Here is a 24,431-nt window from a genome sequence, read left to right on the forward strand (position 1 = left end):
CAGATTTTCTCCTTAGATGTCACGCCTTCATTGCTCTGCCCAGCGGGTTAGGCTGATGTAGTCACTACTGGTCCGCGTTTCACCGAAGCGCTCCGTGTACTCTGCCGAACGGAGCATCGCCGAAACCAGTCCTCGCTTCGAAAGGCCGCTGCCCACGAGTCGTTCGGCGTAATCGCGCAGGCCACCCAGATCGGGCTCGCGACACAGCAGCTTCTTGTAGCAGATATAGACAAAGTGTTCAGCTCCGGAGCTGTCGAGCTCGCTCCAGAACAACTTATCGAGTACCGGTGCCAATTCGGTCGAATAGAGCGACAAATTGTCAATTTCCAGCAAGTCGTTCCCCGTTCCCGGCTGCGACTCGTCGGCCGAGGAGAGCGCACGAAGATTCTCTAGCAACGGGCGATGGCGCTTGGTCAGGAAGGAAAGATAATGTTGCTGGGCATCCTGCGGAATCATAGAGATCGCCTGTGCCGAGGCCGGGGATGCGAATCCGTCCAGCACACCCCAGATAGCCTGGGTTCTAAGATAGGCTGCGGGGTGTTTCGGATCCATGACGTCGCCCAATTGCCCGGAACACTGCAATGAGTCAAATTCCCGGTGTTGGAACGCCTTGAGATATTCGCGATTCTCGAAAATGAATTCAAAGAGCTCGCGGGCATAGCGCGCGTTGTCGTATTCCAGCGCGGCGGCTCGCCCACGCATGCCGATTGCGCGACGCTCCGTCGGATCCCCTAGGAGACGCTCGAATACGATCTGAAGCTCGTCAAAATCATCCGTGCTGTCTATTTTGCATGCAGTATCGCGAGGCAAATCCGCGTAGCAGCCAGTGTCATAGCAGACAACCGGCTTGCCCGCAGCCATCTGCTCAATCAGGGACCCGGACTGGCCTTCGGTGTTAGGCTGACGCAGATTGACAAAGACGTCGGCCTCCACCTGGAGCGCATATAGCTCGGTGTCGCTGACAGACCCGCGAAATTCAACGCATTCATCCAGACCACCAATGGAACATAAGCGCCGCAGGTACTTTTCATAGTCTGGCGAAGCGCCGCCGCAGAGAATCAAGCGCGCTTCGTTCCTAAGCCGCGCTGAATGGCCGAAGACGCGAATGACCCGATCGATGCATTTGCTAGGCGACATGTGACCAAAGGCGGCGAACACGACCTTGCCTCCGGCCCTCTCACGCACCTTGTAGAAGGTGTCGATGACTTCACTGGAAGGCACACGCTTGAGGTCGTACGGGTTCCGCGTCCTCAGGATGGGCCCAGCGAAGTGAGGCTTCAGCTGCTCCTCGAAGAAGCGGGAGTGCACCACGCACGCGGACGCGAGCCCAGCAAAGGGCTCGAACATTGGAAAGGAAGACACGGACGGCGCATCCCAGCCGCCACGCACGCCACCGGCATAAGCGATTTGACTGATATAGGCCGCCCGCACACCATCCTTGCCATACAGAGCGGAGAGCAGCCAGTAATACAGCTCCGGATTGTTCTTGCGATTAAAGAGATCGTTTACGAGACCGTGCTGCATTACGAAATCATGCAGCACTACAATCCCAGGCAACCTCTTCAGGCATTGGAAGATGGCATAGTGGTTCTCCTCGTTATTCCCGAGGTTATAGACCACCGCGTCGTAGTCCCGAGCGATGGGCTCCATATCCATGTTCTCTTCAATGACTCGGACCTCGACATCGTCGACCTCATAAGGATGGTGCCTACTATTCCACTGATAGAAAACAGTGACATCGAAGTAGTTCTTCAAATATTCCACGACAGCCTTGGACATGAAGCCAGGCCCACATGCAGAATGAAATGGAGTAAAAAATGCAAGCCTCATTGCAGCGCCTCCAGCAGAATGTTGTCGGGGCAGTATCGTCTTGTGTAATGCAGATACAAGCACTCGCCGAATTGCTGGGGGTTCAGTTCGTCTCGCGCAAACATACCGACGGCATGTCCAAGCGTAGCGAGTTCGTCGGTTTCAAAACCCGTCACCTCGTTCACGAAGTAAGCATCATCAACCGATGACCGATAGAACACGACCGGTCGTAGCAGCGTCGCAGCCAGGGCGAGACGCTGGAAGCTGACACGCGTGCTCAGACCAATGCCTACATAGAGCAAGCTTCCGGACAGCGCCGCGACAAAGGCGTCGAATTCGTGAATCGCATGAACCGGAATCTCAGCGTCGACTTCCAGGCGGGCTACCTTTGCGAGGACTGCCGGCTCGGCACAATGCACCACGAGCGCCTGGATTCCCGGTTGGCAAACGGCACACAGCGCCGCGCGCAGCGCATCGTCCGTCATGTCGGCCGAACTGTCGATGTCCACGGCTACGGTCCGGCTGTACTTGCCTGGCAAGGCCGCAGCGTTGTAGGTCAACGGGAAGCGCAATACTTCGGCATCGCCAGCGGTTGCGACAAGCCGGCTCTTCAGGTGAGGGCCGTCGACAAAAACACGATGTCGTCGTAGCGATGCGTTGCCCATGGCATTCATGAAAACATGTTTCACATGCGCCAACGTTCCGATACCAACTCCGGATCCGGTGTCGACGTTTGCTTCGTCCAGCCAATAAACGATCTTCTCCGCTCCCATCGGTCGATACTTTGGCGTCAGGGAAATGGTCGCGCCACTCGATGCCTGCGGAATCCCGGCAGCACTATCCTTCCGCGCCCGGTCAAGTGAAACGATGGATACGCATTTCCGCCCGGACCTGATGCAATTGGCCAAGTAGGACGCAACCTCCGCAGAGGTCGATATATTCTCGTCAAATACGATTCTAATCATCACTGGATGTCTTGAATGCCAGAAGCCTGCAATCCCGCTGAAATCCTAATGTCGATGCTCGACGCCCCGGCATCCCGATTCGGCAAACAACCGGCCCGAGCGAGGCTTCCCCCATCTGCCTTTTCATGCTTATGATGGCCAAAGTCAAGCGGTCGGGTGGCCGTCATCGGCAAGCCGCTCCCGGCAACCCTGACCGGCCATTCGAATAAGCCTGTCCCATTTATCCGTCACAGCCTCGACCCTGTATTGAGCGGAGATTCGATTTGCCCGCTCCCGGTAGGCGGCGAAGGCGTCTGCGTCGTTGCGCAACTCCATCGCCTCGACAATGCCGCTTGCCATGGATTCAACGGAATAGGGATCGAAGTAGATGCAGGCTTCCTGATAAACCTCGCGATGCACAGGAATGTCGGACGCGGCGACCATGCCACCGCTCATCATCGACTCGACACCGGAATAGTCGAAACCCTCCGCATAGCTTGGGCAGATCGTCACCGATGCATGCTTATACAAATCCCTCAACTCCTGCGCCGAGACATTAGTCAACTGGAACAGCTCGCCCTTCTCGATCCATGGCATCATCGAGTCGACCAGATCACTGTATTCCCAACCTAGATCCCCGACGAAAACCAACTTCAACGGGAGGTTGTGGCGTGTCCGCAGCATTTCCCAGGCGAAGAGTAGCGAGGCATGATTCTTCCTCGGCTCGACCGTCGAAACCATCAAAATGTAGTCAAAGTCTTGCTGCATCGAATCGAAACGATTTCGCCTGAAGACTTCGATATGACCGGTACCGAGTTCCTTGTATTTCTTTCCCAATGGCCTGAACAACCGAGATGAAATGATGGCGCGAACCACGTGCCTCGGCGACTCCTCATTCCGGTAGATCGATGACACGGTGTTGTGAATTACCACGGCACGGTCGCCAATCTCAGGAAAGACCTTAAGCAGATCATCCCGGGTGGCCGCCGACACGCAGGCGAAGAACGTCCCGGCGCGAACATTCCTGGCGAGCGCATCATAGTGGGCGCGCTGGTGGAAGGCGCGGTCCTTGATGGTATGCGGCATGAAGATCGGTATCGCATCGTGATACCGGACGATCATCCTAGTGTTGGGCGAGACAATGCCCGGGAAAGGGGTCTGGGCGATAAAGACGTCAAAATCCCGGGTTTCGATTCTCTTGAATCGCTTGACACCAAAAAATCCGAACATCGAAAGCTTGACGCGATGCAGAGTCCCCATGGCAACCGCCAGCACTCGGTACTCAGCACCGAGGATTCGGGAGCGGTCCTCGATCGGAAGCGTCTTGGCGAAGAAGGTGCGCCAGATGAAATCTTCAAATGACTTTGGAGAGAACATGCCGAGTTTCTCCGCTGTCCCGAACAACACGGACAGCCGCAAGCGGAAGCGGCGGACCTCGTTCCGGACAAGCCGGAGAATGGTTCCGGCAGTTCCGCGATGCCCATCATCCGAGAATGCCACGACCACCCGTGACATGGCGCCGATCTCCGCGGATCTATCTCGTGCATCCCCAGCGGAATGGACCAGGCCCGCCGTAATATCCCGGCCTCCTTGCTGGAGCAATCCTGTGACCGCAACGTCCTTCAATCCCAGCAGCGTACGGAACAGCAGCCGTGTCTCTTGCGGAATACCCGAGTACCCGTCTATAGCAGGCCGGAGCTCAACCAATATCCGTATCTTGTCACTCATTTCAACTTGTTTCTTCGCTGGCTTCAAAGCGCTAGATTTGCTGGGTTTTTCCGTAGAAGGAATATGCTTCATCCATGTCCGCGAACTCGTGCAGTTTTCCGCCGACCAGAACCGTGGCACGATTGCAGTTTGCCCTGATAAATGCCGGATCGTGGGAAACAAATATCATGGCCCTGGATGCACGCTTCTCGAATAACTCTATATGGCATTTCTGCCGAAATCGCTCATCGCCAACCGCTGTGACCTCGTCGATCAGGAAGCAATCGAAATCGACAGCCATCGAAATAGCAAAAGCTAGCTTGGCGCGCATGCCAGCCGAATACGTCTTTACAGGCTCCTTGAGATACCTTCCGAGTTCGGTGAAATCCTGAACGAAAGGAATTCTATCCTCCACGGACATACCGTAAATCCGGCATATGAAGCGCAGGTTGTCGATGCCGGTGAGGGAATTCTGAAACGCGCCGCCGAAAGCGAGCGGCCACGAGACACTCATTCCACGGTAGATCGATCCACGCGATGGCCTTTCAGCTCCGCTTATGATTCTGATCAGCGTGGACTTGCCTGCGCCATTTCCACCTAGGATGCCAACCTTCTCGCCGTAGCCGATCTCCAGGTTGACACCATCGAGAACCGTCCGCGATCCCGAACGGGTCTGGTACAACTTCCCAATGTCAGACAGTTGAATCATTCCGGGGTGACCTTTCGACCAACGTCGCGAACCAGGGCCAGCCCAATCAATGTCATCGCGAAGCATGTACATGCCATGTATCCAATGTCATAGTGGGCCACGACACGTCGACCGAAGTATCCTTCGCGCAATATCTCAACACCATGCACCATCGGCAACCACAGAACAGCCTGCTGAAACTCCGTCGACAACCAATCGACCATAAAGATGGCGCCTGACAATGGGAACATCAAATAGGTAACCGGGTGCCAGAGCTTTTCGATCAGCTCCGATTTTTCGCTCAATGCGCCAACGATTAGGGCAAGTGAGGCGCCGAACCAAATAATCATCACCCACCCAAAAAGTACTCCAAGGATGTCATTTGGAAGATCCACAAGCCCCAGAGCATAAAACGTGAGCATTAATATGAAAAAAGACGCCGTATTACCGGCAACTTCCAGCAGGATTCGAGCTAGAAAGATGTCAATCACCTTCACATTGCGGTGATACATCAACGACAGGTTCGGAGTAATAGCCAGAGAACAGCGTCCAGGCATATTTCTCCACAGCAGGATAGAGGAATATCCGGTCAACGCAAACGCGGTAATCGGTAGATCCGAGCCATGAGTGGCTCCTGTGATATTCCAGAGAATAGTAATCCCGATCGTGAAAATCATAGGCTCGACGAACAGCCACAGGAACCCAATGTTGTGGCGCCCATAGCGGGTCAGGATTTCACGCATAACAAGCGCGAATACCACTCTTCCCTGAATTTTCAGCGATCGGCCTAGGGTGGTAGCCATGAGATGCTAATCCTGATGCTCGCGGATACCCGAGAGCAGCATGGTCAAGATGCCCCATGCCACCAACCCGAGAAAGAGGCAGGCAAGTACGTTGCGGATACGCCTAGGCTCCATGGCAACATCAGGTTCGTTCGGCTGCGCCACCCGTTCCAGGTAGATTTGCTTTCTTTGGGCTTCATCTCTGGCCTGTTCCAGCGAAGCGAGTGCGGATCCGAGTAGCTTTTCGGCAAAAGTACGCTCCAGCGCCAAGCGCTCGTAGTCGACCGAGCGATTGGACAGTGAATTCTTTTCGCCAGCGACCTTACCTTTCTCGCTCTCAATGGTCGATTCCAAATCGCCGATCGACGCCGTGAGGCTGGCAATCTGAGGATTCTTCGGGCTGATCAATCTCAATTGGGCGAGCTGGGCTTTTTTGGTGATCAGTTCGTCTTGCAACTTCGCTACCAATTGCAACTGGATACCAGACTGGCGATCCGGGTCGAATACGCTGGCCTTGCCACGAAACTCAGACAGTGCTCTCGATGCTGCCTTCACCTTTTTTTCCGCGAGTGCCACCTCGGCAAGGGCATAGCTGAGCGAATCCTGTCGCGAGCGATTGTTCAGCTCGTTGACCAGACCCTCGGCCATCTCCAACATATTCTTGTTGATGAGATACGCATCCTTCGACGTAAATGCCTGGACGCGCAGCGTGCTCACTGCGGATGAGGACCCTGGGTCGATACCCACATGCTTCTGGAAATAGCGATACAGTTGTTCAAAACTGTCGTCGTAGAATATGCCGGGAAAACGGCTGAAAATGTCGGCGTTCTGAGAACCAAACGCGTTCCGCAGCGACAATTTTCCCTCGAGGATCGCAAGCGCATCTCTGGATTTGACATACTCCTGCACGACGCTGGAGTCTTCACTGACCTTGGAGAGAGAAACTCCCTGAAAAATGGCGCCCAATCCAGTCGCGCCATTTCTCTGGGGAACACGCAGGATGAACTTTGATTCCGAGATGTAGACGTCCGACGCAATCAGGCCGTAGTAGATGCTGGATATCACCGTGGGCAATACAACGGCGAGGAGGAACAGCGGCGACCTTTTCAATGTGGCAAACGACAGGAAGCGCAAAAACGACGGCATCCTAGACGACTTCGCGGGCATCTTGGCTGTCACGGCCCGCTGTGGGCTGGCGCTTGCCCGGGCTACCGGTTCAGCCTGCTCCACCGGTTCCGCTAGCTTTTCGGTCAGCGGCAGATCCACGGGAATGTCCGACGCGCGCGGGTCCGTCAGTACATACTCAAGGACCATCCGGCGGTGCCGAAGATCCGCTTCGTCGGATGCAAACTGAATGGACAGGCGTAGCGGACCCTCGCCCGCTTCCAGGAGAAAGCGCCAGGTTTTGAACACGTACCCCAGGATGCCGGCGGAATCCACCTGCGGAGAGCAATCCGAATAGTGCTCCCTTGCCCGGGCAAGCGCTGCGTGCGAGTCCGAAACTACGATTACAGATTCCCGTACCGGCAAGCCCCCGATCGAGAAGAAATCACCTAATGCACTGATAGTCATAATCTTTACTAGAGCCCTGCCCGCCTGAAACGTCAGATACCGTATCTAAGGGAGTGCCCTCGTGAACTCGAACCAGTTTGCAAGCCAATCACAGAGGGCGAAATTGCGCCCACGCTACTTGAACGTTTGCACGCCGGTCACGACCGGGTATACCACGGAGAACACTAGATTCAGCACCTTCTGTATATCTGCAATAGGCGCGTTCGACACGAACAACAGATCTTTGTTATCCATCATGAAGCTTTGCGCGACAAAGAAGGAATTTGGGTCTCGCAAGTTCACTCGGTATACGACCGGCACCTTCCCGTCAGCTGTAGTACGGACCGGCGTGCTTGGCCATTGCATTGCTCCGGCGTCTTCAAATCGGAAAACAAACACGCCTTGAGCATCTGAGCGCGAATCGTCCAATCCGCCAGCGCGCGCCAAGGCCTGGGCAAGCGAAATGCCCTTCGCTTCAAAATTGATTTCCTGGTTCTTACCCCCGCCAGAGAGCGCTCCAAGGGCCGTGAAACTGTACGGCTGGAATAGCGCGGTCACGACGTCGCCGGCGCGGAGGGGAACGTTCTGGCGCGGATCTTGGATGACTACCTGCAGTGGCAGCGAGGCAACCTTGTTTCCACGTGTCACCTGGAGCGTAATTTTATCGACTGGTTGTCGCACGCCGCCGGCGCCTGCCAATGCGTCCAACAACCGCTCGCCGCGCGCCGTCAACGGCATCCGGTTACTGTTTACGACATCGCCAACTACCGTTACATATGAGGTTACGTTGCGTGACAGCTTCACCAGCACCTGTGGATCGTGCGCCATGTGCTTGAGCCTTTCGGCAATATCTCGCTGCAGTTGACTGGGCGTGCGTCCAGCCGCCCTCACCGCTCCGATGAACGGCACACTGATATTGCCGTCGCCGTCAATCGTCTGGTCAGGCAATACCGTCACGCGCGAACTGCTCACACCGGTTTTCGCGTCAATTTGCGTGGCCCCGAAGAGCGTGGCCGGCGGGGCTTCCCAGATGGAAACCTCGACCGTATCGCTGATGCCTAGTTGCTGCTGGAATACCGTGCTGTTGCCGAGTGCCGTGAAAAAGTCCCCGCCATTGCGCTCTGCGTAGAGTTTCCGCGCAATCTCGTCAGTGACATCCACGACCTGAATGCCGTTTGTATTCAGTGCTTGTGCCGCCTGATTGATTTGCGCCCTGCTAGGCCCTGAAGTGGGCACAATCGAGCAAGCTGTGAGCAAGCTCGTGGACCCAACAAACGCGACCAGAACCGCACTGGATAGCAAACGCAACATTTCTTTGGGATAGTCTGTGATATTCGTTCGGCCGAATCGACTGAGCTTGCCTACTGGAACATCGAGCGAGGGAACGAAGACAAGAGGAAAACGGGGCCGGGCAACATGGAAACGCGCTGACTCGCCGACCAACCGTTGACGAGCGGCCAACGCCACGCATCCACCGCCAGATTGGCAAGTTGCGGGCGCCGATTATAGCTCTCACCCTATGACAGCGCTACTCCTTGTCGCCGCCAACGCGTCGAATTAACAACGCCTCTAAGGCCATTTCACCTTACCAAGCATCCCCGGCTACGGTATCCTTCCAACCTTTCCAAGGTACCCCGTCGCAGGCCTCGCCATGCCACGCGGATCAAACCACTCCGCGTTTTTTCGATACTCAGCCTGCTCCAATGCGTCGATCCTTTCTCACCCTGCAAGGCACGGCCTCCCCCTTCTTTAGCCAATTGGCCGCGGCGCTGATAGAGCGCGGCCACGGGACACAGCGCGTCAACTTCTGTGGCGGGGACTTGGCCTATACCGGCAAGGAAAAGGCGTATAACTTTTCTGCGGAATCACCTACTTTGCCGGCGTGGTACTCAAGAATCCTCAGTTCCGGTAATTTCACCGACATCCTACTTTTTGGGGATTGCCGAAAGATTCATAAGGCGATATATCCAATCGCACAACAATATGAAATCCGTGTGAACGTATTCGAAGAGGGCTACGTCCGGCCAAACTGGCTGACCTTGGAAACGCATGGTGTCAACGGCCGCTCGCGACTCCCGCGCGACCCTGCGTGCTATCGCGAGCGGCGCAGCGTCACGCCGCCCTGCCCTTCCAGCCAGCCCACCGGCTACAGCCTCTTTGAGCGCGCTTTCCACGATATCCGCTATCGCGCAGCGAACGCACTGTATGCCGTCCGTTTTCCGCACTACCAGAGCCATCGCCCCCATAACGGTTATCGGGAATATGCCGGCCTGGCTCGCCGCCTGCTCCAGCAACGCCAGCACCGGAATGAAGCCGACCGGCTCACGGAGCGCCTCCTGGCAAGGAAGCTGCCTTACTACCTCTTCCCCCTGCAACTTAACTCAGACTCCCAGATCCAGGTCCACTCGCCATTCGAGGGTATCCGTCAAGCCATCGACCACGTGCTGACCTCCTTTGCCGTGCACGCGCCCGCCGACGCCCTCCTGGTCATCAAGAATCATCCGCTTGACACAGGACTGATCGACTATCGCCACTACGCCAAGATGAAGGCAAAAGAGCTAGGCATGGACGATCGCCTCGAATTCATCGACGCCGGCCATCTGCCCACGCTGCTCGACCACGCACGGGGCGTGGTGGTCGTCAACAGCACAGTCGGACTGTCCGCCCTGCACCACCGCCGCCCCCTGGTGGCATTGGGAACGGCGATCTACGACATGGCCGGCATGACCTGGCAGGGCAACCTGGACGCCTTCTGGCGTGAAGCGGAAGGACCGGACATGGACCTGTACCAGGCATTCCTCGATTACGTGGTGCACCACACGCAGATTAATGGCGATTTCTATACCCGCACCGGTATTGCCATGGCCGTCGCCGGCGCGGTGAAGCGGCTGGAGGCCACTCCTCAATGAACAACCGCGGCCCCCGCCACGTTGTCATCACTGGTGCAAGCGCCGGCATCGGCCAGGCGCTTGCCCGCGCCTACGCGGCTCCCGGCGTGACGCTGGGCTTGGTCGCCCGCGACGCAGCGCGCCTCGCTGCATGCGCGGAACAATGCCGCCAATCCGGTGCGATGGTGGAAACTGCGCAACTGGATGTCCGCGACGCCGCCGGCATGTCGGCATGGCTGATGGCCTTCGACGACGCCCACCCGATCGACCTGCTGATTGCCAATGCCGGCGTCGCCAGCACCTTGGCAACAACCGGCGACTGGGAAGACCTGGAGCGTACGCGCCGCGTCTTCGACACCAATTTCTATGGCGCCATGCACACGCTATTACCGGTGATCGACCGGTTACGCGGCCGCAAGCGCGGACAAATCGCGATCGTCAGCTCGCTGGCCGCACTGCGTGGCATGGCGATTTCGCCGGCCTATTGCGCCAGCAAGTCGGCCATCAAGGCGTACGGCGAATCCGTTCGGCCGCTGCTGGCCCGCGATGGCGTCCGGCTTTCGCTTGTGTTCCCCGGCTTCGTGAAGACATCGATGAGCGACGTCTTCCCCGGAGAAAAACCGATGCTGTGGTCCGCCGACAAGGCTGCACGGCACATCCGCGCCAAACTTGCTGCCGGACGCGCCGAGATCAAGTTCCCCGGCCTGCTTGCCTTCGGCATGGGCCTGCTGCCGCTGCTGCCAGCCAAGCTTGGCGATGCCATTCTCGGCCGGCTCTCCTACGTGCCCCGGGAAGACCGCTAGGGACACATGTCGGGCTGGATCTGCTTCCTCCTGGCGCTTGCCATCTCGTTTGTGCCGGACAGCATCGTCCTGCCACGGCACCGCGCACCCTGGCGCCGGAGCATCCGGGCACTCAGCATCCACTGCCTGTCGGTGACGAACCTCTTTTCGCTGGCGCTGCTTTGTACCGCGCGCCCGGCCTTTGCCGCGCTCGTTGCTGTCTCGATCGTCGGCCTGCTGGCGGTGGTCAGCAACGCCAAGTACGCGTCGCTGCGCGAGCCGTTCGTCTTCACGGACCTGAGCCTGTTCAGCCAGCTCTTCCGCCATCCGCGCCTGTACCTGCCATTCCTCAGCGCCGTTGAGGTCCTCGCGATGCTTCTCGGTGCGGCCCTGTTCGCCGGCGCCTTCATCGCCAGCCCGGCGCTGCCCGTCGTGCCCGCCGTCGCACTGCTAGCCACGTCCGCCGCATGTGTGCTAGGGGGCGCGGTGTTCTCCGCCGCGCTGCCGCTCACACTCGAACCCGGCAAAGACCAGCAGCACCATGGCTTCTTCGCGGTGTTCGTCGCCTACTTGCTGAATGGCATGCGGCCCGCTGTGGTGCGCGGATTCCGGTCCGCGCTGGTGGCCGGCCCCTTCTCCGGAAAGGCCGCGCCGGTTGAGAAGCCCGACGTCATCCTGATCCAAAGTGAGTCGTTCTTCGATGCCCGGCGACTCGGCGATGCGATCCGCCCGGAGTTGCTACGGCACTTCGATGCGGCCCGGCAATCCGCCTTGCAGCACGGTGAGCTGCGCGTGCCGGCCTGGGGCGCCAACACGATGCGCACGGAATTTGCTGTGCTGACTGGACTGCCCGAGTCGGAGCTTGGTTTGGCACGCTTCTACCCCTATGTGTTCATCCGTCGGCCGTGTGCATCGATCGCCGGCTGGTTCCGCCGCGCGGCCTATCGCACGGTCGCGATCCATCCGTACTACGCGGACTTCTTCGGGCGCGACCGCGCGCTGCCGCTGATGCACTTCGAGCGTTTTCTCGATATCCGTCACTTCGCGGATGCCAGCCGGGCCGGTCCCTATGTCTCGGATGCGGCGGTTGCGGATGCGATCCTCGCGGAACTGGAAGCCGCCGGCAACGAGCCGGCGTTCGTCATGGCGATGACCATGGAGAACCACGGGCCGCTGCACCTGGAGAAGGTGGCACCTGGCGAAGGCGCGCAGTACCACACACGCGGCGATGGCGCTCCGTGGGACGACCTGACGGCGTACCTGCGCCACCTGGCCAACGCCGACGCAATGATCGGTCGCCTGATGGAAGCCCTGCGCGCGCGCAAGCGCAGCGCCATCCTGTGCTTCTACGGCGACCACGTACCGGCGCTGCCCAGGGTCTTTCAGGCGCTCGGCGGCATGCAGACACACAGCGATTACTTTATCTGGCGCAGCGACGACGGCGGAGAATCCGCCCCGCTGCGCCGGAACATATCAGCAGCTGATCTCGGACAGGAATTGGTACGGCGCATCCAACAAGTGGTGCCCGCCGGCCTGTCAGCATAAGCAGAAGAAAGATACGAATTGAGCAGTAGCAGGGATAGCAGGGTCTGAAAAAAATGAAAGATGCAATTGCGATCGTCGGGATGTCGTGCAGGTTTCCGGGAGGCGTACGCAGCCCGGAAGATTACTGGAACCTCTTGCTGGCGGAGAAGGATGCGGTAACCTCAGTACCGCCCGGCCGCTTCGACACCGAGTTCTACCAGCACCCCTCCAAGCGCGAACCAGGCAAGAGCTACACCTTCTCCGCCGGCGTGATCGACGACGTGGCCGGCTTCGATGCCGACTTCTTCGGCATCTCGCCGCGCGAAGCCCAGCAGATGGATCCGCAGCAGCGCCTGCTGCTCGAACTCGCCTGGGAGGCCTTCGAGAATGCCGGCCAGCTGCCGCAGCAAATGGCCGGCAGCAACTGCGCCGTCTTTGTCGGCGTGGCGAGCCAGGACTATGGCGACCGGGCCGTCGACGACCTGAGCGTGGTCGATGCCTACTCCGCCACCGGCAATACGCTCTCCATCGCGTCGAACCGGATTTCCTACCTGTTTGACCTGCGCGGCCCCAGCATGTCGATCGACACGGCGTGCTCGTCGTCGCTGGTGGCGCTGCACCAGGCCTGCAACGCGATCCGCTCCGGCGAGGCCGAGACGGCGCTGGCTGGTGGCGTCAACCTGCTGCTGCACCCCTTCCCTTTCATCAGCTTCTCCAAGGCCTCGATGCTTTCGCCGACGGGTCGCTGCCGCGCGTTTGACGCCAGCGGCGACGGCTACGTCCGCGCCGAAGGCGGTGCGCTCGTGCTGCTCAAGCCGCTCAGCAATGCGCTGGCGGACGGTGACACCATCCACGCGGTGATCGCGGCCTCCGGCGTCAACTCGGATGGCCACTCGCATGGCGGTATCAACGTGCCCAGCGCCGCAACGCAAGCCGCGCTGCTCGAAGCCGTCTACGCACGCGCCGGGGTGGATCCGCGAGACCTGGCCTACGTGGAAGCGCACGGCACCGGCACCGCGGTCGGCGACCCGATCGAGGCCCGCGCACTGATCGACGTGATCGGCAGCCGGCGCAGCGCCGAGTCGCCGCTGCTGATCGGCTCCGCCAAGACGAACCTCGGCCACCTCGAAACCGCGTCGGGCATGGCCGGCCTGTTGAAGGCCGTGCTGTGCCTGAAGCACCGCGCGGTGCCGGCATCGATCCATTTCCGCAATCCCAATCCGAACATCGACTTTGGTGGCGGTAACCTGCGCGTCGTGGACCGCTACCTGCCGCTGAAGGCAGGCTCCGCGCCGCTGCTGATGGGCGTCAACTCGTTCGGTTTTGGCGGCACCAACGCTCACGTGCTGCTGCGCGAAGCGGTGGCCCGGCCTGACGCTGCGCCCATGGCGCCTGAGGCAGACGCGTCGCGCCTCGCGCCGCTGGTGCTGAGCGCGCGCGCGCCGCAGGCGCTGCAGGCACTGGCCGGCAAGTACCAGGCACGGCTGCAGGCCGGCGCGTCGTGGCAGTCGCTTGCCAGCGCCACCGCGCATCGGCGGCAGTTGCTGCGGCATCGCGCCGTAATCGCCCCGGCCACGGAGGCGGAAGGCCTGGCCGCGCTCGCGCTGCTGGCAAAAGGCGAAAGTTCGCCGTCATATGTCACCGGCGAAGCAGCCAGCCAGGAAGGCAAGCTTGCGCTCGTCTTCTCCGGCAACGGCTCGCAGTGGGCCGGCATGGGCCAGCGCCTGCTTGCCGAGGATGCCGTCTTCCGCGCCGCACTGGAGGAAATCGACGTGCTGTGGCGGGCCGACGGCAGCCCGTCGCTGGCCGGCGTGATGGGCGATGGCGCCACCGCTGAATGGCTGCAGCGCACCGAGAACGCGCAACCGTTGCTGTTCGCGATGCAGGTCGGCATCGTGCGCTCGCTGCGCGCCAGCGGCCTCGAATACGACGCCTGCTACGGCCACAGCGTGGGCGAGATCGCCGCGGCGTGGGCGTCCGGCGCACTGACCCTGGCGCAGGCCGTCAAGGTGATCAAGGTTCGCAGCCGCGCACAAGCGCTGACGGCCGGCACCGGCAAGATGGCCGCAGTGGGGCTCGGCGAGGCGGCAACGCGTGAGCTGATTGAACGGCTGGGGCTGGCCGACGACCTCGAAGTGGCCGGCATCAACAGCCCGGAGGCCGTCACGCTGGCCGGCTCGCTGCAGGCGTTGCAGGTGCTGCAGGACCATGTCTCCCGCCAGGGCAAGTTCTTCCAGTTGCTGGACCTGGACTACGCATTCCACAGCAAGCGGATGGATGCGATCCGCGAGACCGTGTTGTCGGGGCTGGCCGATCTGCGTCCGCAGCCGACTGAGGCAATCTTCGCCTCCACGGTGACCGGCGGCCCGTTGTCCGGCGTGGAGCTGGATGCGCAATACTGGTGGCGCAACATCCGTGAGCCCGTGCGCTTCGATCAGGCGACGCAACACCTGGCCGGCACCGGCATCCATCTGTTCCTGGAGGTGGGCCCGCATTCGATCCTGCGCAACTACGTGGTGCAGACTGTCGAGCCGGCTGGCTCGGGTGACCGCGTGCTGCCCACGCTGAAGCGCAATCACGACTCGGCGGCCCAGCTCCGCCATGCGCTGTGCGCGGCGGTTGCTCATGGCGCCCGCCTCGACCGCGCCGCCGTTTATCCGGGCGATGACCGGACGCTGGCGCTGCCGGGCTACCCCTGGCAACGCAGTCGCCACTGGGCACCGGTCACCGCCGAAGGCTACGACCTCGTCGACCGCCATCGTGAGCACCCGCTGCTGGGCTACCGCCTGAAGGACAGCGCGGCCGCCTGGGAAAACCAGCTTGACCCGGTCAAGCTACCCGCACTCGCCGCGCACGTGGTGGACGGCACCGTGACCTTCCCGGGCGCCGGCTATGTGGAAATGGCGCTGGCGGCAGCACGCCTGTACTTTGGCACCGAACAGTGCGCCGTGGAGAATCTCGACATCCGCGCGCCGGCCGTGTTCCAGCCGCAGCAGAGCAAGCTGTTCCGCTTCACCATCGAGCCGCGCACGGCCAGCTTCGCCATCGAATCGCGGCCGCGCGGCAGCAACGATCCCTGGACGCAGAACGCCGTCGGCCGCCTGCTCATCGGCGGCCCGGCGCTGCCCGCGCCGGCTCCGGCGGCGGCGCAACTCGCTGCGCTGCAGGCTGCGCCCGTCATTGACGGCGAGACGCTGTATCAAGGGGCTGCAGCCATCGGACTGGAATTCGGGGACGCGTTCCGCTGGGTGGGGAACGTCCGCGTGGACGGCGACACCGCGCTGGCGGCATTCAATGCGCCCGCCGCGCTGGCGGACCCGAAGGCTGTCGCCGCTTACGTGATGCACCCGGGCGCAATGGACAGCGGTTTCCATCCGCTGCTGGCACTGGAGGCCAACGGCCGCAAGTCGGCGGACAGCGCGGCCTACGTCCCGGTGCAGTTCGGTCGGATCGACTACTACGGCGGCGGCGCCCCGGTGCGCGTGGTCGCCCGCATCGACCGCCGCAACCCGCATTCGCTGGTCGGCACCTTCACCTACCTGGACCAGGCCGGCAATGTCACGCTGCGGATCAGCGAATGCCGCTTCCGCCGCGTCGACCTGGTGGCGCGCCGCCATGGCGCGCCCGGCCGCTATGTGTTCGCGGCCGAGGCTCGTCCGCATGCGCAGGACATTAGCGCCGCGGCACTGCCGGTACCGGCCACGTTGCTGGCTACCGCCGCGCAGGCCGTTGCCGCGCGGGAGGATGCCGCGCACCGCAATACCCACCGGACTGAGGTGATGCCGCTGCTGGACGTGCTGGCCGCCGCCTATGCGTGGCGCGCCATCGAGGCACTGGGCGTGCTCGAGGCCGAAGCACTCCCCACCACGGCGAACCCCGCTTTACTGGAGCGCCTGACCGGCATGCTGCTGGAAGATGGCGTGCTGGCGATACGCGACGGCCGCCTGGTTCGCGGCGACGAGACGTTACCGTCGATCGAGGAACTCTGGCGCACCCTGTTGTCCGCATCGCCGGGACATGTTGCCGAACTGACGCTGCTCGCACATTGCGGCGCCTCGCTACCGGCGATCCTGCAGGGCGAGCGTGACGCATCGGCGGTCCTGCCTAGCGGCCGCAGCAGCCTGCTCGATCATTTCTTCGAGGCCTCGCCCACCTGGGCGCATGTGAACGCGATGGCTGAGTCCTGCCTGGACGCCGCAGTGCGGTCCTGGACCCAGCGCCGGCCGATGCGGATCCTCGAGGTCATCACCCCCGGCGCGGACCTGTTCCAGCCGATCGGTGCACACTGGCAAGACCGCTGCGACTATACGATCGCCGGCAGCGTCGAACAGCTCGGCGCCTTCGATGCCGCCGGTCACCCGCGGATCCGCACCGCGCCGATCGAACTTGGCAACGAAGTCACGCTGGCCATCGAGCCGGGCCGCGGCAAGTCGTTCGACGTGGTCATCGTCAACAACCTGCTGCGCGCGGGCGGCCAGCCGGCCCGCCTGCTGGCCGCCATCCGCTCGTGGATGGCGCCCGGCGCGATGCTGATCCTCGCCGACGGCCAGTCCAGCCGGTTCTCCGACATCGTGTTCGGGCTGTCCGCGGAATGGTGGCGCCACGGCCGCGGCGAGCTGATCCCGGCTGCCGCGATCAGCGCGATGCTGCAAGCGCAGGGCTTCGAGGCTGCGACGCGGCATGTGGAGGCCGATCTCGATATCGAGGGCGCCCCGCTGCTGCTGGTTGCCCGCCGCGACGCATCGCACGACGAAACCGCGCCCGCCACCACCGGTGCCCCGACCTCTTCCGCCGTGCACTGGCTGCTGGCCTGCCCGGGCCAGCCCGGCCCGCTGGCGGCCGCGCTGGCCCAGGCCATCCAGGCCGCGTCGCCGGCGGCGCAAGTGTCGCTGCTCGCCTCGCCGGAGGCCTGCATCGCGCACGCCGCGGCGGCCATGGGCGGTGGCACTCCCTGCCATGTGGTATTCCTCGCGGCCGATGCCGCGGTGCAGTCCGCCGCTGCGGACGGCAATGCGATGATGCTCGCGCAGGAATCGACCTCGATCGCGCTGGCCCGGCTGGGCCGCGAACTGCCGGGCAGCATGCCGGCCGTGCGGCTGTCGGTGGTCACGCGCGGCGGCGCACCGCTGCCGGTCGCAGACGCCGGCGCGGAAGACTTCCAGCCAGCGCAGGCCACCGTATGGGGACTGGGCCGTGTGCTGATGAACGAGCGCGCGGAGCTTGGCTGCCGCCTGATCGATCTCGATGCGGCAAGCAAGGCACCGGCTGCCGCGCTCGCGTGCGAGCTGCTGTCTGCCGACCAGGAAAACGAAGTGCTGCTGTGGGGCGGCGAACGCTATGTCCCGCGCATGCTGCCGGCCGGTCTTGCGCCGCGTCAGGACGTCATGCCCGACCAGTCCACGGCGGCGCCTCACAGTGTGCTCGCGTTCGAGTCGCCAGGCTCGCTGCGCCACTTGCAATGGTTTGAACAGCCGGCCTTTGATCTAGCAGCCGACGAGGTCGAGGTCGAGCCGACTGCCACGGGCCTCAACTTCCGCGACGTGATGTACGCGATGGGGCTGCTGTCTGACGAAGCCGTGGAAAGCGGCTTTGCCGGCCCCACCATCGGCCTGGAGTTCTCCGGCCGTGTCACGCGCGTCGGCAGCGATGTGCGGTCCTTCGCCGTCGGTGACCCTGTGCTGGGCTTCGCTCCGGCTTGCTTCGCGAGCCGCGTGCGAACGCGGGCGACAGCTATCGCGCACAAGCCGGTGCGAATGAGCTTCGAGGAAGCCGCCACTATTCCCTCCACGTTTTTCACCGCCTACTACGCGCTGTGCGAGCTGGCGCGGCTGCGCAAGGGCGAGCGCGTGCTGATCCATGGCGCTGCTGGCGGCGTAGGGATCGCCGCGATCCAGCTGGCGCGCCATCTTGGCGCCGAGGTGTTTGCCACCGTCAGCAGCAACGAGAAGCGGGAGTTCGTGCGCCTGCTGGGCGCCTCCCACGTGTTGGACTCGCGCAGCCTGTCGTTCGCCGACGATATCCGCCGCATCACGAACGGCCAGGGCGTAGACATCGTGCTGAACTCGCTCGCCGGCGAGGCAATGGTGCTGGGTATCGATGTGTTGCGCCCGTTCGGCCGCTTCCTTGAACTTGGCAAGCGCGACTTCTACGAGAACAGCCGCATCGGGCTGCGCCCGTTCCGGAACAACATCAGCTACTTCGGCATCGACGCCGACCAGTTGATGAATGCCGCGCCTGAGCTGACCGCCTCGCTGTTCAGCAATGTGATGACGATGCTGGACGAGGGCTCGCTCGACCCGCTGCCGTACCGCGCCTTCCCCGCCAGCCGCGTGGAGGAGGCGTTCCGCTACATGCAGCAGGCGCGCCAGATTGGCAAGATTGTCATTACCTTCCCGCACGGCGCGCCGGCGCCGCAGGCAGATGAGCCGGCCGGCCTGGCGCTGGACGCGCGTGCCGCCTACCTCGTCGTCGGCGGTACCAGCGGCCTCGGCTTCGCCACCGCGCGCTGGCTGGTGGACAAAGGTGCGCGCCACCTGGTGCTTGCCAGCCGCCGCGGCGCGCTCGCACCGGAACTGGCCGCCGAAGCCGACCGCTGGCGCGACGAGCACGGTGTTGCCGTCACGGTGTCGTCCTGCGACTTCACCGATGCCACGGCAGTGGACGCGCTCGTGGCGGGCATCGCCGCGCGCGGTGCGCCCCTCAAGGGCGTCGTGCATTCGGCCATGGTGATCGCCGATGGCCTCCTCGCCAACCTCGACGACGGCAAATGGCGCGACGTGCTTGCGCCCAAGGTTGCGGGCGCGTGGAACCTGCATCGCGCCACGCAGGCACTGGCCTTGGATTTCTTCGTGGTCTACTCGTCCGCCACCACGTTCCTGGGCAATCCGGGACAGGCCAACTACGTGGCTGCCAACAGCTTCCTCGAATCGCTCGTGCACCAGCGGCGTGCTGCAGGCCTGCCGGGCACCTTCATGGCCTGGGGCCCGCTTGAGGACGTCGGCTTCCTGGCGCGCAACGCGCAGACGCGCGAGGCGATCCAGTCGCGCATCGGAGGCCGCTCCATCACATCCGATGAAGCGATGGCAGCGCTGGAACGGGCACTGCTCACCAACCGCGCCGGCGAGGCGCTGCTGTGGCTGGACTGGCAGGCAATTTCGCGCGTGATGCCGGCCGCGCGCTCGCTGCGCTATATGGAGATGGGCGCAGGCACCGGCCAGGACGCGCAGCGCCAGGGCGGCGCCAGCGTCGCAGCCGACGTGCGCGCCCTGCCCGTCAATGAAGCCGTGCAGCGCGTCATCGACACGCTGCAAGCCCAGATTGCGCACATCCTGCACCTGTCGGCAAAGAAGATCGATCCGGACCGTTCGATCACCGACCTGGGCATGGATTCGCTGATGGGCATGGAGCTCGGCATGGCTGTCGAAGAGTCCTTCGAGGTGAAGCTCTCGGTGATGCTGCTGGCCGAAGGTGCTACCGTGCGCTCGCTGGCGCAGAAGATCGTTGAGTCCGTGCGCGCCGGCGCGGACAGCGAGGATAGCGGGGAAGCCGCCAGCATGGAGCAACAGATCGCTGCGATGGCATCGATCCACGCCATCGATCTGTCGCAGCCGGGACACGACGGCAGCGCCGGCACGACGATCCTGGCCGACGAGGCCGCGCAGTGACGGCGCAGCCCGGCTGGGCGCGGCAGCAAGGCACGCTCGCGACCGAACTGCGGCTGTCCGGCCACGGCCTGCACACGGGGCGGCGCGTCAACGTGCACATCTCGCCCGCACCGCTGGGCCAGGGGATCGTGTTCCGGCGCATGCGCGCGGGGCGCGTGGTGGCTGAGTTGCCCGCGTCGCCGCAGCTCCGGCTCGGGCAACCGCTCTGCACGGCGCTGCAGTCGGCAAGCGGCGTGCGCGTGCGCACTGTGGAGCATCTGCTCGCGTCGCTGCTGGCCTGCCAGATCGATCACGCCACGGTCGGGCTCGATGCCGAAGAAGTACCGATTCTCGATGGCAGCGCACTGCCGTGGATCGCGGCCATTGATTCCTGCGGACGCACTGCACTGCCAGCGCCCAAGCGCTTCCTGCGCATCCGGCACGCAGTGACGGTCGCGGATGGCGGCACGCGCCGCCTCACGGTAACGCCCGCTGACCGCTACGAGATGGATGTCACCAATGATCTGAAAGGCTTTGGCGAACTGAAGTGGGCAGGCACGATCGACCCGGCCTCCTTCGCCAGCGAGATTGCGCCGGCGCGCTCGTACGGGCGGCTCAAGTGGGCGGTGCCTGCCATCGCCTTCGGCTACCTCCGCGGCAATCCGATTCTGCGGGGCGCGCGGCCATCCTGCACCGCAACCATCGTCGGCAACGGTGTCATCGGCGGCATGCGGCTGCCGGTGGAGTTCGTGCGGCATCGGGTGCTCGACCTGATCGGCGATCTCGCGCTGCTCGGTGCGCCCCTGCTGGGCAAGGTCACGGCGCTGCGCCCCAGCCATGAAATGAACTACCGCCTCTGTGCCGCCCTGCTCGACCAGCCCGATGCGTGGGAGTGGGCGGACACGGCCAACTGAAAACAAGGACAAGCATGGGACTGGGAGACCAGTTGAGACAGCAGCTCGCGGCCAAGGCGCTCAAGCGTCAGCTGGAACGGGTGACTAACGAGATCGATGCGCAAGCCACTGCTCGCGACGCGAACGACGCCACGCCGCGTGCTGTGACGGCGCCGGCCAACCTGGCGGAGCTCTCCCGCTTCGACACCATGCCGGCCTACCAGCAGGTGGCGATCGGCCGCCAGATGAGCGAGCGGCTGCGCATCCCGTCGCCGTTTTTCCGCGTGCACGAGGCAGTGGCCAGCGCCACCACGCAAATCGACGGGCGGACTTACGACAACTTCGCCAACTACAACTATCTCGGCTTGGCCGGAGACCCGGTGGTATCCGCCAGCGCCAAGGCTGCGATCGACCGGTACGGCACGTCTGCCTCCGCCAGCCGGATCGTGGCGGGCGAACGGCCGATCCAGCGTGAGCTCGAGCAGGAGCTGGCGCGGCTGTACGACGTGGATGACTGCGTCGCATTCGTCAGCGGCCACGCCACCAACGTCACGGTGATCGGCTGCCTGTTCGGGCCGTCCGACCTGATCGTGCACGATGCGCTGGCTCACAACAGCATCGTGCAGGGCGCGCAACTGAGCGGCGCCAAGCGCTTGAGCTTCCCCCACAACGACTGGGCAGCGCTGGACGCGTTGCTGACGCGCGTGCGCCGGCAATACCGGCGCGTGCTGATCGCCGTGGAAGGCATCTACAGCATGGATGGCGACTTCCCGGAACTCGATCGCTTCATCGATATAAAGCGCCGGCACGCAGCATTCCTGATGGTGGATGAAGCCCATTCGCTCGGTGTGATGGGCGCACGGGGCCTTGGCATCCGCGAACACTTCGGGCTGGCTGGCCGCGATGTCGATATCTGGATGGGCACCTTCAGCAAGACGCTGGCCGGCTGCGGCGGATACATCGCAGGCGAGCGGGCACTGATCGACATACTGCGCCATCTGGCTCCCGGTTTCCTCTATAGCGTCGGGCTTTCGCCCGTGCTGGCGGCTGCATCGCTGGCCGCGCTGCAGTGCATGTTGCGCGAGCCGCAGCGCGTGGCGAGCCTGCAGCAGCGCGGACTCCAGTTCCTGGAGGAAGCGCGCCGCGCAGGACTCAATACAGGCCTGAGCACGGGCTACTCGGTGATCCCGGTCATCACCGGCAGTTCGATGAAGGCAGCGCAGTGGGCCAATGCACTCTTTGACCAGGGCATCAACGTGCAGCCGATCTTCTATCCGGCGGTGGAAGAGAAGGCGGCGCGGCTGCGCTTCTTCATCTGTTCCACGCATACGCCCGGGCAGATCAGTGCCACGGTGGACGCCGTGGCGCGACTGGCGCACGGATAGCGCATCGACAGGCATTCACACCATGCAAGATCGCCTCGGGTTCCGGTCAGCCACGGCAGACGACGCACGCGTGCTGGCACCGCTGGTGCTAGCCTCTGGGCGGCAGGAATTCGCGTTCCTGTTTGACGATAGCGATGCTGCATGCGAGGGATTCCTGGCGTATGCAATGGCTGCGGGGCATGGACGCTTTTCCTGGCGTCGTCACTACGTTGCAACCCTCGATGACATCCCTGTGGCCGTGATGGCGATTCAGGACGGCCGCAGCCGCACGGGCTGGCTGGACGATGCGGTTGCCGCCGGCCAGTTCCTGCGCCACTTCGGCGCGCGCCGCACGGCCGGCATCATCCGCCGCGGGCTGCTTCTCGAACGAGAAATCCCGAAGCCCGCCGCACATCAGACCCTGATGGCACATTGCGCCACGCAGCCCGAAATGCGCGGCACAGGCATTTTCCATGCGCTATTCCAGCACGTTCTCGAGACGAGCCGCCTGCCTGCATACCCCGGCCAGGAGTTGGTGCTTGACGTACTCAAGCACAATACACGCGCGGCAGCGTTGTACAAGCGGCTGGGTTTTATCGTTGCTGCGGGCAAGCGCCCCGCTCCGCGGGGCCTGCCCGTCTCACTTGCCGCGGACCGGATGACGTTCAGTCAAAAACCGACAGAATAAGGGTAAACCCCTACCTCAACGGCCTAACTGAGCCGATACCAATAACACCCGTCATCCCCGCGCTCCCGCACGGCCTCTTCCCGCATCAGCAAGTAGTTCAGATGCGCGATGCTTTCCCCTGTTGCCATCCCCAGCAAACCGCCACTCCCGGTGATCGGCCGCGAAAACAGTTCACCGAATACGTCCACCGCCCGCTTCGGTGTGGCCAACGCGCCACGCAAGCGGTCCAGCGCCTGCATCTGGCTCGCCCGCAGATAGTCAATCCGCGCATGCAGCCCACGGAACGGTTCGTTATGCGCCGGCAGCACCAGCACATCGTCCGGCACGGCAGCGCGCACCTTGTCCAGCGAGGCCAGCCAGTCCTGCATCGGATCGGCATCGGGCTCGGTCGGGAACACCGATACGTTGGAGGAAATGCGCGGCAGCACCTGGTCGCCTGACACCAGCAGCTTCAGCGCCGGGCAGTACAGGCAGGCATGTTCGGGCGAATGGCCGGTGCCGACGATGACCTGCCAGTCGTGCGCGCCGATGCGCACGGTGTCGGCATCGGACAGGCGGTGGAAGCTCTCGGGCAAGGCGTGGACATATTTGCCGAAGCCGCCGAAGCGGGTGCGGTACACCTCGATCGCTTCGTCGTCCCAGCCGGCTTTGCGATAGAACTCGATCGCGTCATCGGGCGCCGCTCGCCCCGTATCCGCCGCCAGCACGCGGCACATCAGGTATTCCAGCCGCGTCATCCACAGCTGGCAGTCGAACTTGCCGGTCAGCCACCCGGCCATGCCGATGTGGTCGGGGTGCATATGGGTCACGAACAGGCGCGTCAGGCCGCCCGCGAGCGGGCCGCTTGCGGCGAACAGCGCGCGCCAGGCCTGGGCGGTTTCCGGGGTCTGCAACCCGGCGTCGACGGCGGCCCAGCCGCTGCCGTCGCGGATGGCCCACAGGTTGATGTGGTTCAGGCCCAGTGGCATCGGCATGCGCAGCCACAGCACACCGGGCGCTACCTCGCGGGCACGGCCGGGTTCGGGCGCGTCGCCACAGGGGTAGTCGAGCTCGGGCTTTTCGAGGGAGATGGGGGCGGCTGCGAGGGCGATGTCGGGGGATTGGGCGCTCATCGGTATCTGGGCCGGTGGGCCGGCCGTGCTGTGCGCGTTGGCCGGTGCGGCAATGC

The 24,431-nt window shown here is 62.9% G+C and carries 15 protein-coding genes; 7 read left to right on the forward strand and 8 right to left on the reverse strand.

The genetic code is table 11. The annotated features are described in order from the left end of the window. Window positions 1–27 precede the first annotated feature (27 nt). The 7 genes from AC1Q6V_RS13055 to AC1Q6V_RS13085 all read right to left on the reverse strand — a co-directional run bounded on the left by AC1Q6V_RS13055 (window position 28) and on the right by AC1Q6V_RS13085 (window position 8,792). Window positions 28–1,830 (reverse strand): glycosyltransferase, encoded by a 1,803-nt coding sequence (locus tag AC1Q6V_RS13055; RefSeq protein WP_454749494.1) that lies wholly within the window; start codon window positions 1,828–1,830, stop codon window positions 28–30. Next, entirely contained in the window at window positions 1,827–2,774 is a 948-nt protein-coding gene (locus AC1Q6V_RS13060) for a capsular biosynthesis protein (RefSeq protein WP_454749495.1), read from the reverse strand. The genes AC1Q6V_RS13055 and AC1Q6V_RS13060 overlap by 4 nt, the downstream gene beginning before the upstream one ends. A gap of 144 nt (window positions 2,775–2,918) precedes the next feature. Beyond that, window positions 2,919–4,481 carry a glycosyltransferase family 4 protein gene (locus tag AC1Q6V_RS13065; protein WP_454749508.1) on the reverse strand — a complete coding sequence of 521 codons (1,563 nt, stop codon included), beginning with the start codon at window positions 4,479–4,481 and terminating at the stop codon, window positions 2,919–2,921. 31 nt (window positions 4,482–4,512) lie between these two features. Then, window positions 4,513–5,169, reverse strand: coding sequence for an ABC transporter ATP-binding protein (locus AC1Q6V_RS13070; protein WP_454749496.1), 657 nt, complete (start codon window positions 5,167–5,169; stop codon window positions 4,513–4,515). Continuing rightward, window positions 5,166–5,951 carry an ABC transporter permease gene (locus AC1Q6V_RS13075; RefSeq protein ID WP_454749497.1) on the reverse strand — a complete coding sequence of 262 codons (786 nt, stop codon included), beginning with the start codon at window positions 5,949–5,951 and terminating at the stop codon, window positions 5,166–5,168. Before AC1Q6V_RS13075 ends, AC1Q6V_RS13070 begins: the two co-directional genes overlap by 4 nt. A 6-nt stretch (window positions 5,952–5,957) precedes the next feature. After that, window positions 5,958–7,502: a KpsE/RkpR family capsule polysaccharide export protein gene (locus tag AC1Q6V_RS13080; protein WP_454749498.1), complete on the reverse strand. Its 1,545-nt coding sequence runs from the start codon at window positions 7,500–7,502 to the stop codon at window positions 5,958–5,960. 114 nt (window positions 7,503–7,616) lie between these two features. After that, on the reverse strand, window positions 7,617–8,792 hold the full coding sequence (locus tag AC1Q6V_RS13085) for a polysaccharide biosynthesis/export family protein (protein ID WP_454749509.1): 1,176 nt from the start codon (window positions 8,790–8,792) through the stop codon (window positions 7,617–7,619). A 392-nt stretch (window positions 8,793–9,184) separates the two neighbouring features. Between AC1Q6V_RS13085 and AC1Q6V_RS13090 the strand changes: the two genes are divergently transcribed. The 7 genes from AC1Q6V_RS13090 to AC1Q6V_RS13120 are packed head-to-tail and all read left to right on the forward strand — an operon-like array spanning window position 9,185 to window position 23,263. Further along, window positions 9,185–10,390: a capsule polysaccharide biogenesis protein gene (locus AC1Q6V_RS13090; protein ID WP_454749499.1), complete on the forward strand. Its 1,206-nt coding sequence runs from the start codon at window positions 9,185–9,187 to the stop codon at window positions 10,388–10,390. Then, the gene (locus AC1Q6V_RS13095; RefSeq protein ID WP_454749500.1) at window positions 10,387–11,172 is read left to right on the forward strand and encodes an SDR family NAD(P)-dependent oxidoreductase; all 786 of its coding nucleotides are present in this window, start codon (window positions 10,387–10,389) and stop codon (window positions 11,170–11,172) included. The genes AC1Q6V_RS13090 and AC1Q6V_RS13095 overlap by 4 nt, the downstream gene beginning before the upstream one ends. A 6-nt stretch (window positions 11,173–11,178) precedes the next feature. Beyond that, window positions 11,179–12,696 (forward strand): LTA synthase family protein, encoded by a 1,518-nt coding sequence (locus tag AC1Q6V_RS13100; RefSeq protein ID WP_454749501.1) that lies wholly within the window; start codon window positions 11,179–11,181, stop codon window positions 12,694–12,696. Between the two features lie 53 nt (window positions 12,697–12,749). Continuing rightward, complete coding sequence (locus tag AC1Q6V_RS13105; RefSeq protein ID WP_454749502.1) at window positions 12,750–20,339, forward strand: SDR family NAD(P)-dependent oxidoreductase; 7,590 nt, start codon at window positions 12,750–12,752, stop codon at window positions 20,337–20,339. Further along, window positions 20,336–21,232 (forward strand): UDP-3-O-acyl N-acetylglycosamine deacetylase, encoded by an 897-nt coding sequence (locus tag AC1Q6V_RS13110; RefSeq protein WP_454749503.1) that lies wholly within the window; start codon window positions 20,336–20,338, stop codon window positions 21,230–21,232. The genes AC1Q6V_RS13105 and AC1Q6V_RS13110 overlap by 4 nt, the downstream gene beginning before the upstream one ends. Before the next feature lie 14 nt (window positions 21,233–21,246). Then, window positions 21,247–22,596: an aminotransferase class I/II-fold pyridoxal phosphate-dependent enzyme gene (locus tag AC1Q6V_RS13115; RefSeq protein WP_439669965.1), complete on the forward strand. Its 1,350-nt coding sequence runs from the start codon at window positions 21,247–21,249 to the stop codon at window positions 22,594–22,596. Between the two features lie 22 nt (window positions 22,597–22,618). Next, the gene (locus tag AC1Q6V_RS13120) at window positions 22,619–23,263 is read left to right on the forward strand and encodes a GNAT family N-acetyltransferase (RefSeq protein ID WP_454749504.1); all 645 of its coding nucleotides are present in this window, start codon (window positions 22,619–22,621) and stop codon (window positions 23,261–23,263) included. Window positions 23,264–23,286: 23 nt separating this feature from the next. Here AC1Q6V_RS13120 and AC1Q6V_RS13125 read toward each other — a convergent pair whose 3' ends face one another. After that, entirely contained in the window at window positions 23,287–24,375 is a 1,089-nt protein-coding gene (locus tag AC1Q6V_RS13125) for an MBL fold metallo-hydrolase (RefSeq protein WP_439669962.1), read from the reverse strand. Between the last annotated feature and the right edge of the window lie 56 nt (window positions 24,376–24,431).

Source organism: Cupriavidus sp. GW823-FHT07B10, assembly GCF_058794355.1.

Bases quoted from the DNA above. Each gene is read 5' to 3' on its own strand.
- AC1Q6V_RS13115 (WP_439669965.1), top strand. From the start codon at position 21,247: ATGGGACTGGGAGACCAGTTGAGACAGCAGCTCGCGGCCAAGGCGCTC.
- AC1Q6V_RS13055 (WP_454749494.1), bottom strand. From the start codon at position 1,830: ATGAGGCTTGCATTTTTTACTCCATTTCATTCTGCATGTGGGCCTGGC.
- AC1Q6V_RS13080 (WP_454749498.1), bottom strand. From the start codon at position 7,502: ATGACTATCAGTGCATTAGGTGATTTCTTCTCGATCGGGGGCTTGCCG.
- AC1Q6V_RS13095 (WP_454749500.1), top strand. From the start codon at position 10,387: ATGAACAACCGCGGCCCCCGCCACGTTGTCATCACTGGTGCAAGCGCC.
- AC1Q6V_RS13120 (WP_454749504.1), top strand. From the start codon at position 22,619: ATGCAAGATCGCCTCGGGTTCCGGTCAGCCACGGCAGACGACGCACGC.
- AC1Q6V_RS13070 (WP_454749496.1), bottom strand. From the start codon at position 5,169: ATGATTCAACTGTCTGACATTGGGAAGTTGTACCAGACCCGTTCGGGA.
- AC1Q6V_RS13075 (WP_454749497.1), bottom strand. From the start codon at position 5,951: ATGGCTACCACCCTAGGCCGATCGCTGAAAATTCAGGGAAGAGTGGTA.
- AC1Q6V_RS13105 (WP_454749502.1), top strand. From the start codon at position 12,750: ATGAAAGATGCAATTGCGATCGTCGGGATGTCGTGCAGGTTTCCGGGA.
- AC1Q6V_RS13125 (WP_439669962.1), bottom strand. From the start codon at position 24,375: ATGAGCGCCCAATCCCCCGACATCGCCCTCGCAGCCGCCCCCATCTCC.
- AC1Q6V_RS13085 (WP_454749509.1), bottom strand. From the start codon at position 8,792: ATGTTGCGTTTGCTATCCAGTGCGGTTCTGGTCGCGTTTGTTGGGTCC.
- AC1Q6V_RS13090 (WP_454749499.1), top strand. From the start codon at position 9,185: ATGCGTCGATCCTTTCTCACCCTGCAAGGCACGGCCTCCCCCTTCTTT.
- AC1Q6V_RS13065 (WP_454749508.1), bottom strand. From the start codon at position 4,481: ATGAGTGACAAGATACGGATATTGGTTGAGCTCCGGCCTGCTATAGAC.
- AC1Q6V_RS13100 (WP_454749501.1), top strand. From the start codon at position 11,179: ATGTCGGGCTGGATCTGCTTCCTCCTGGCGCTTGCCATCTCGTTTGTG.
- AC1Q6V_RS13060 (WP_454749495.1), bottom strand. From the start codon at position 2,774: ATGATTAGAATCGTATTTGACGAGAATATATCGACCTCTGCGGAGGTT.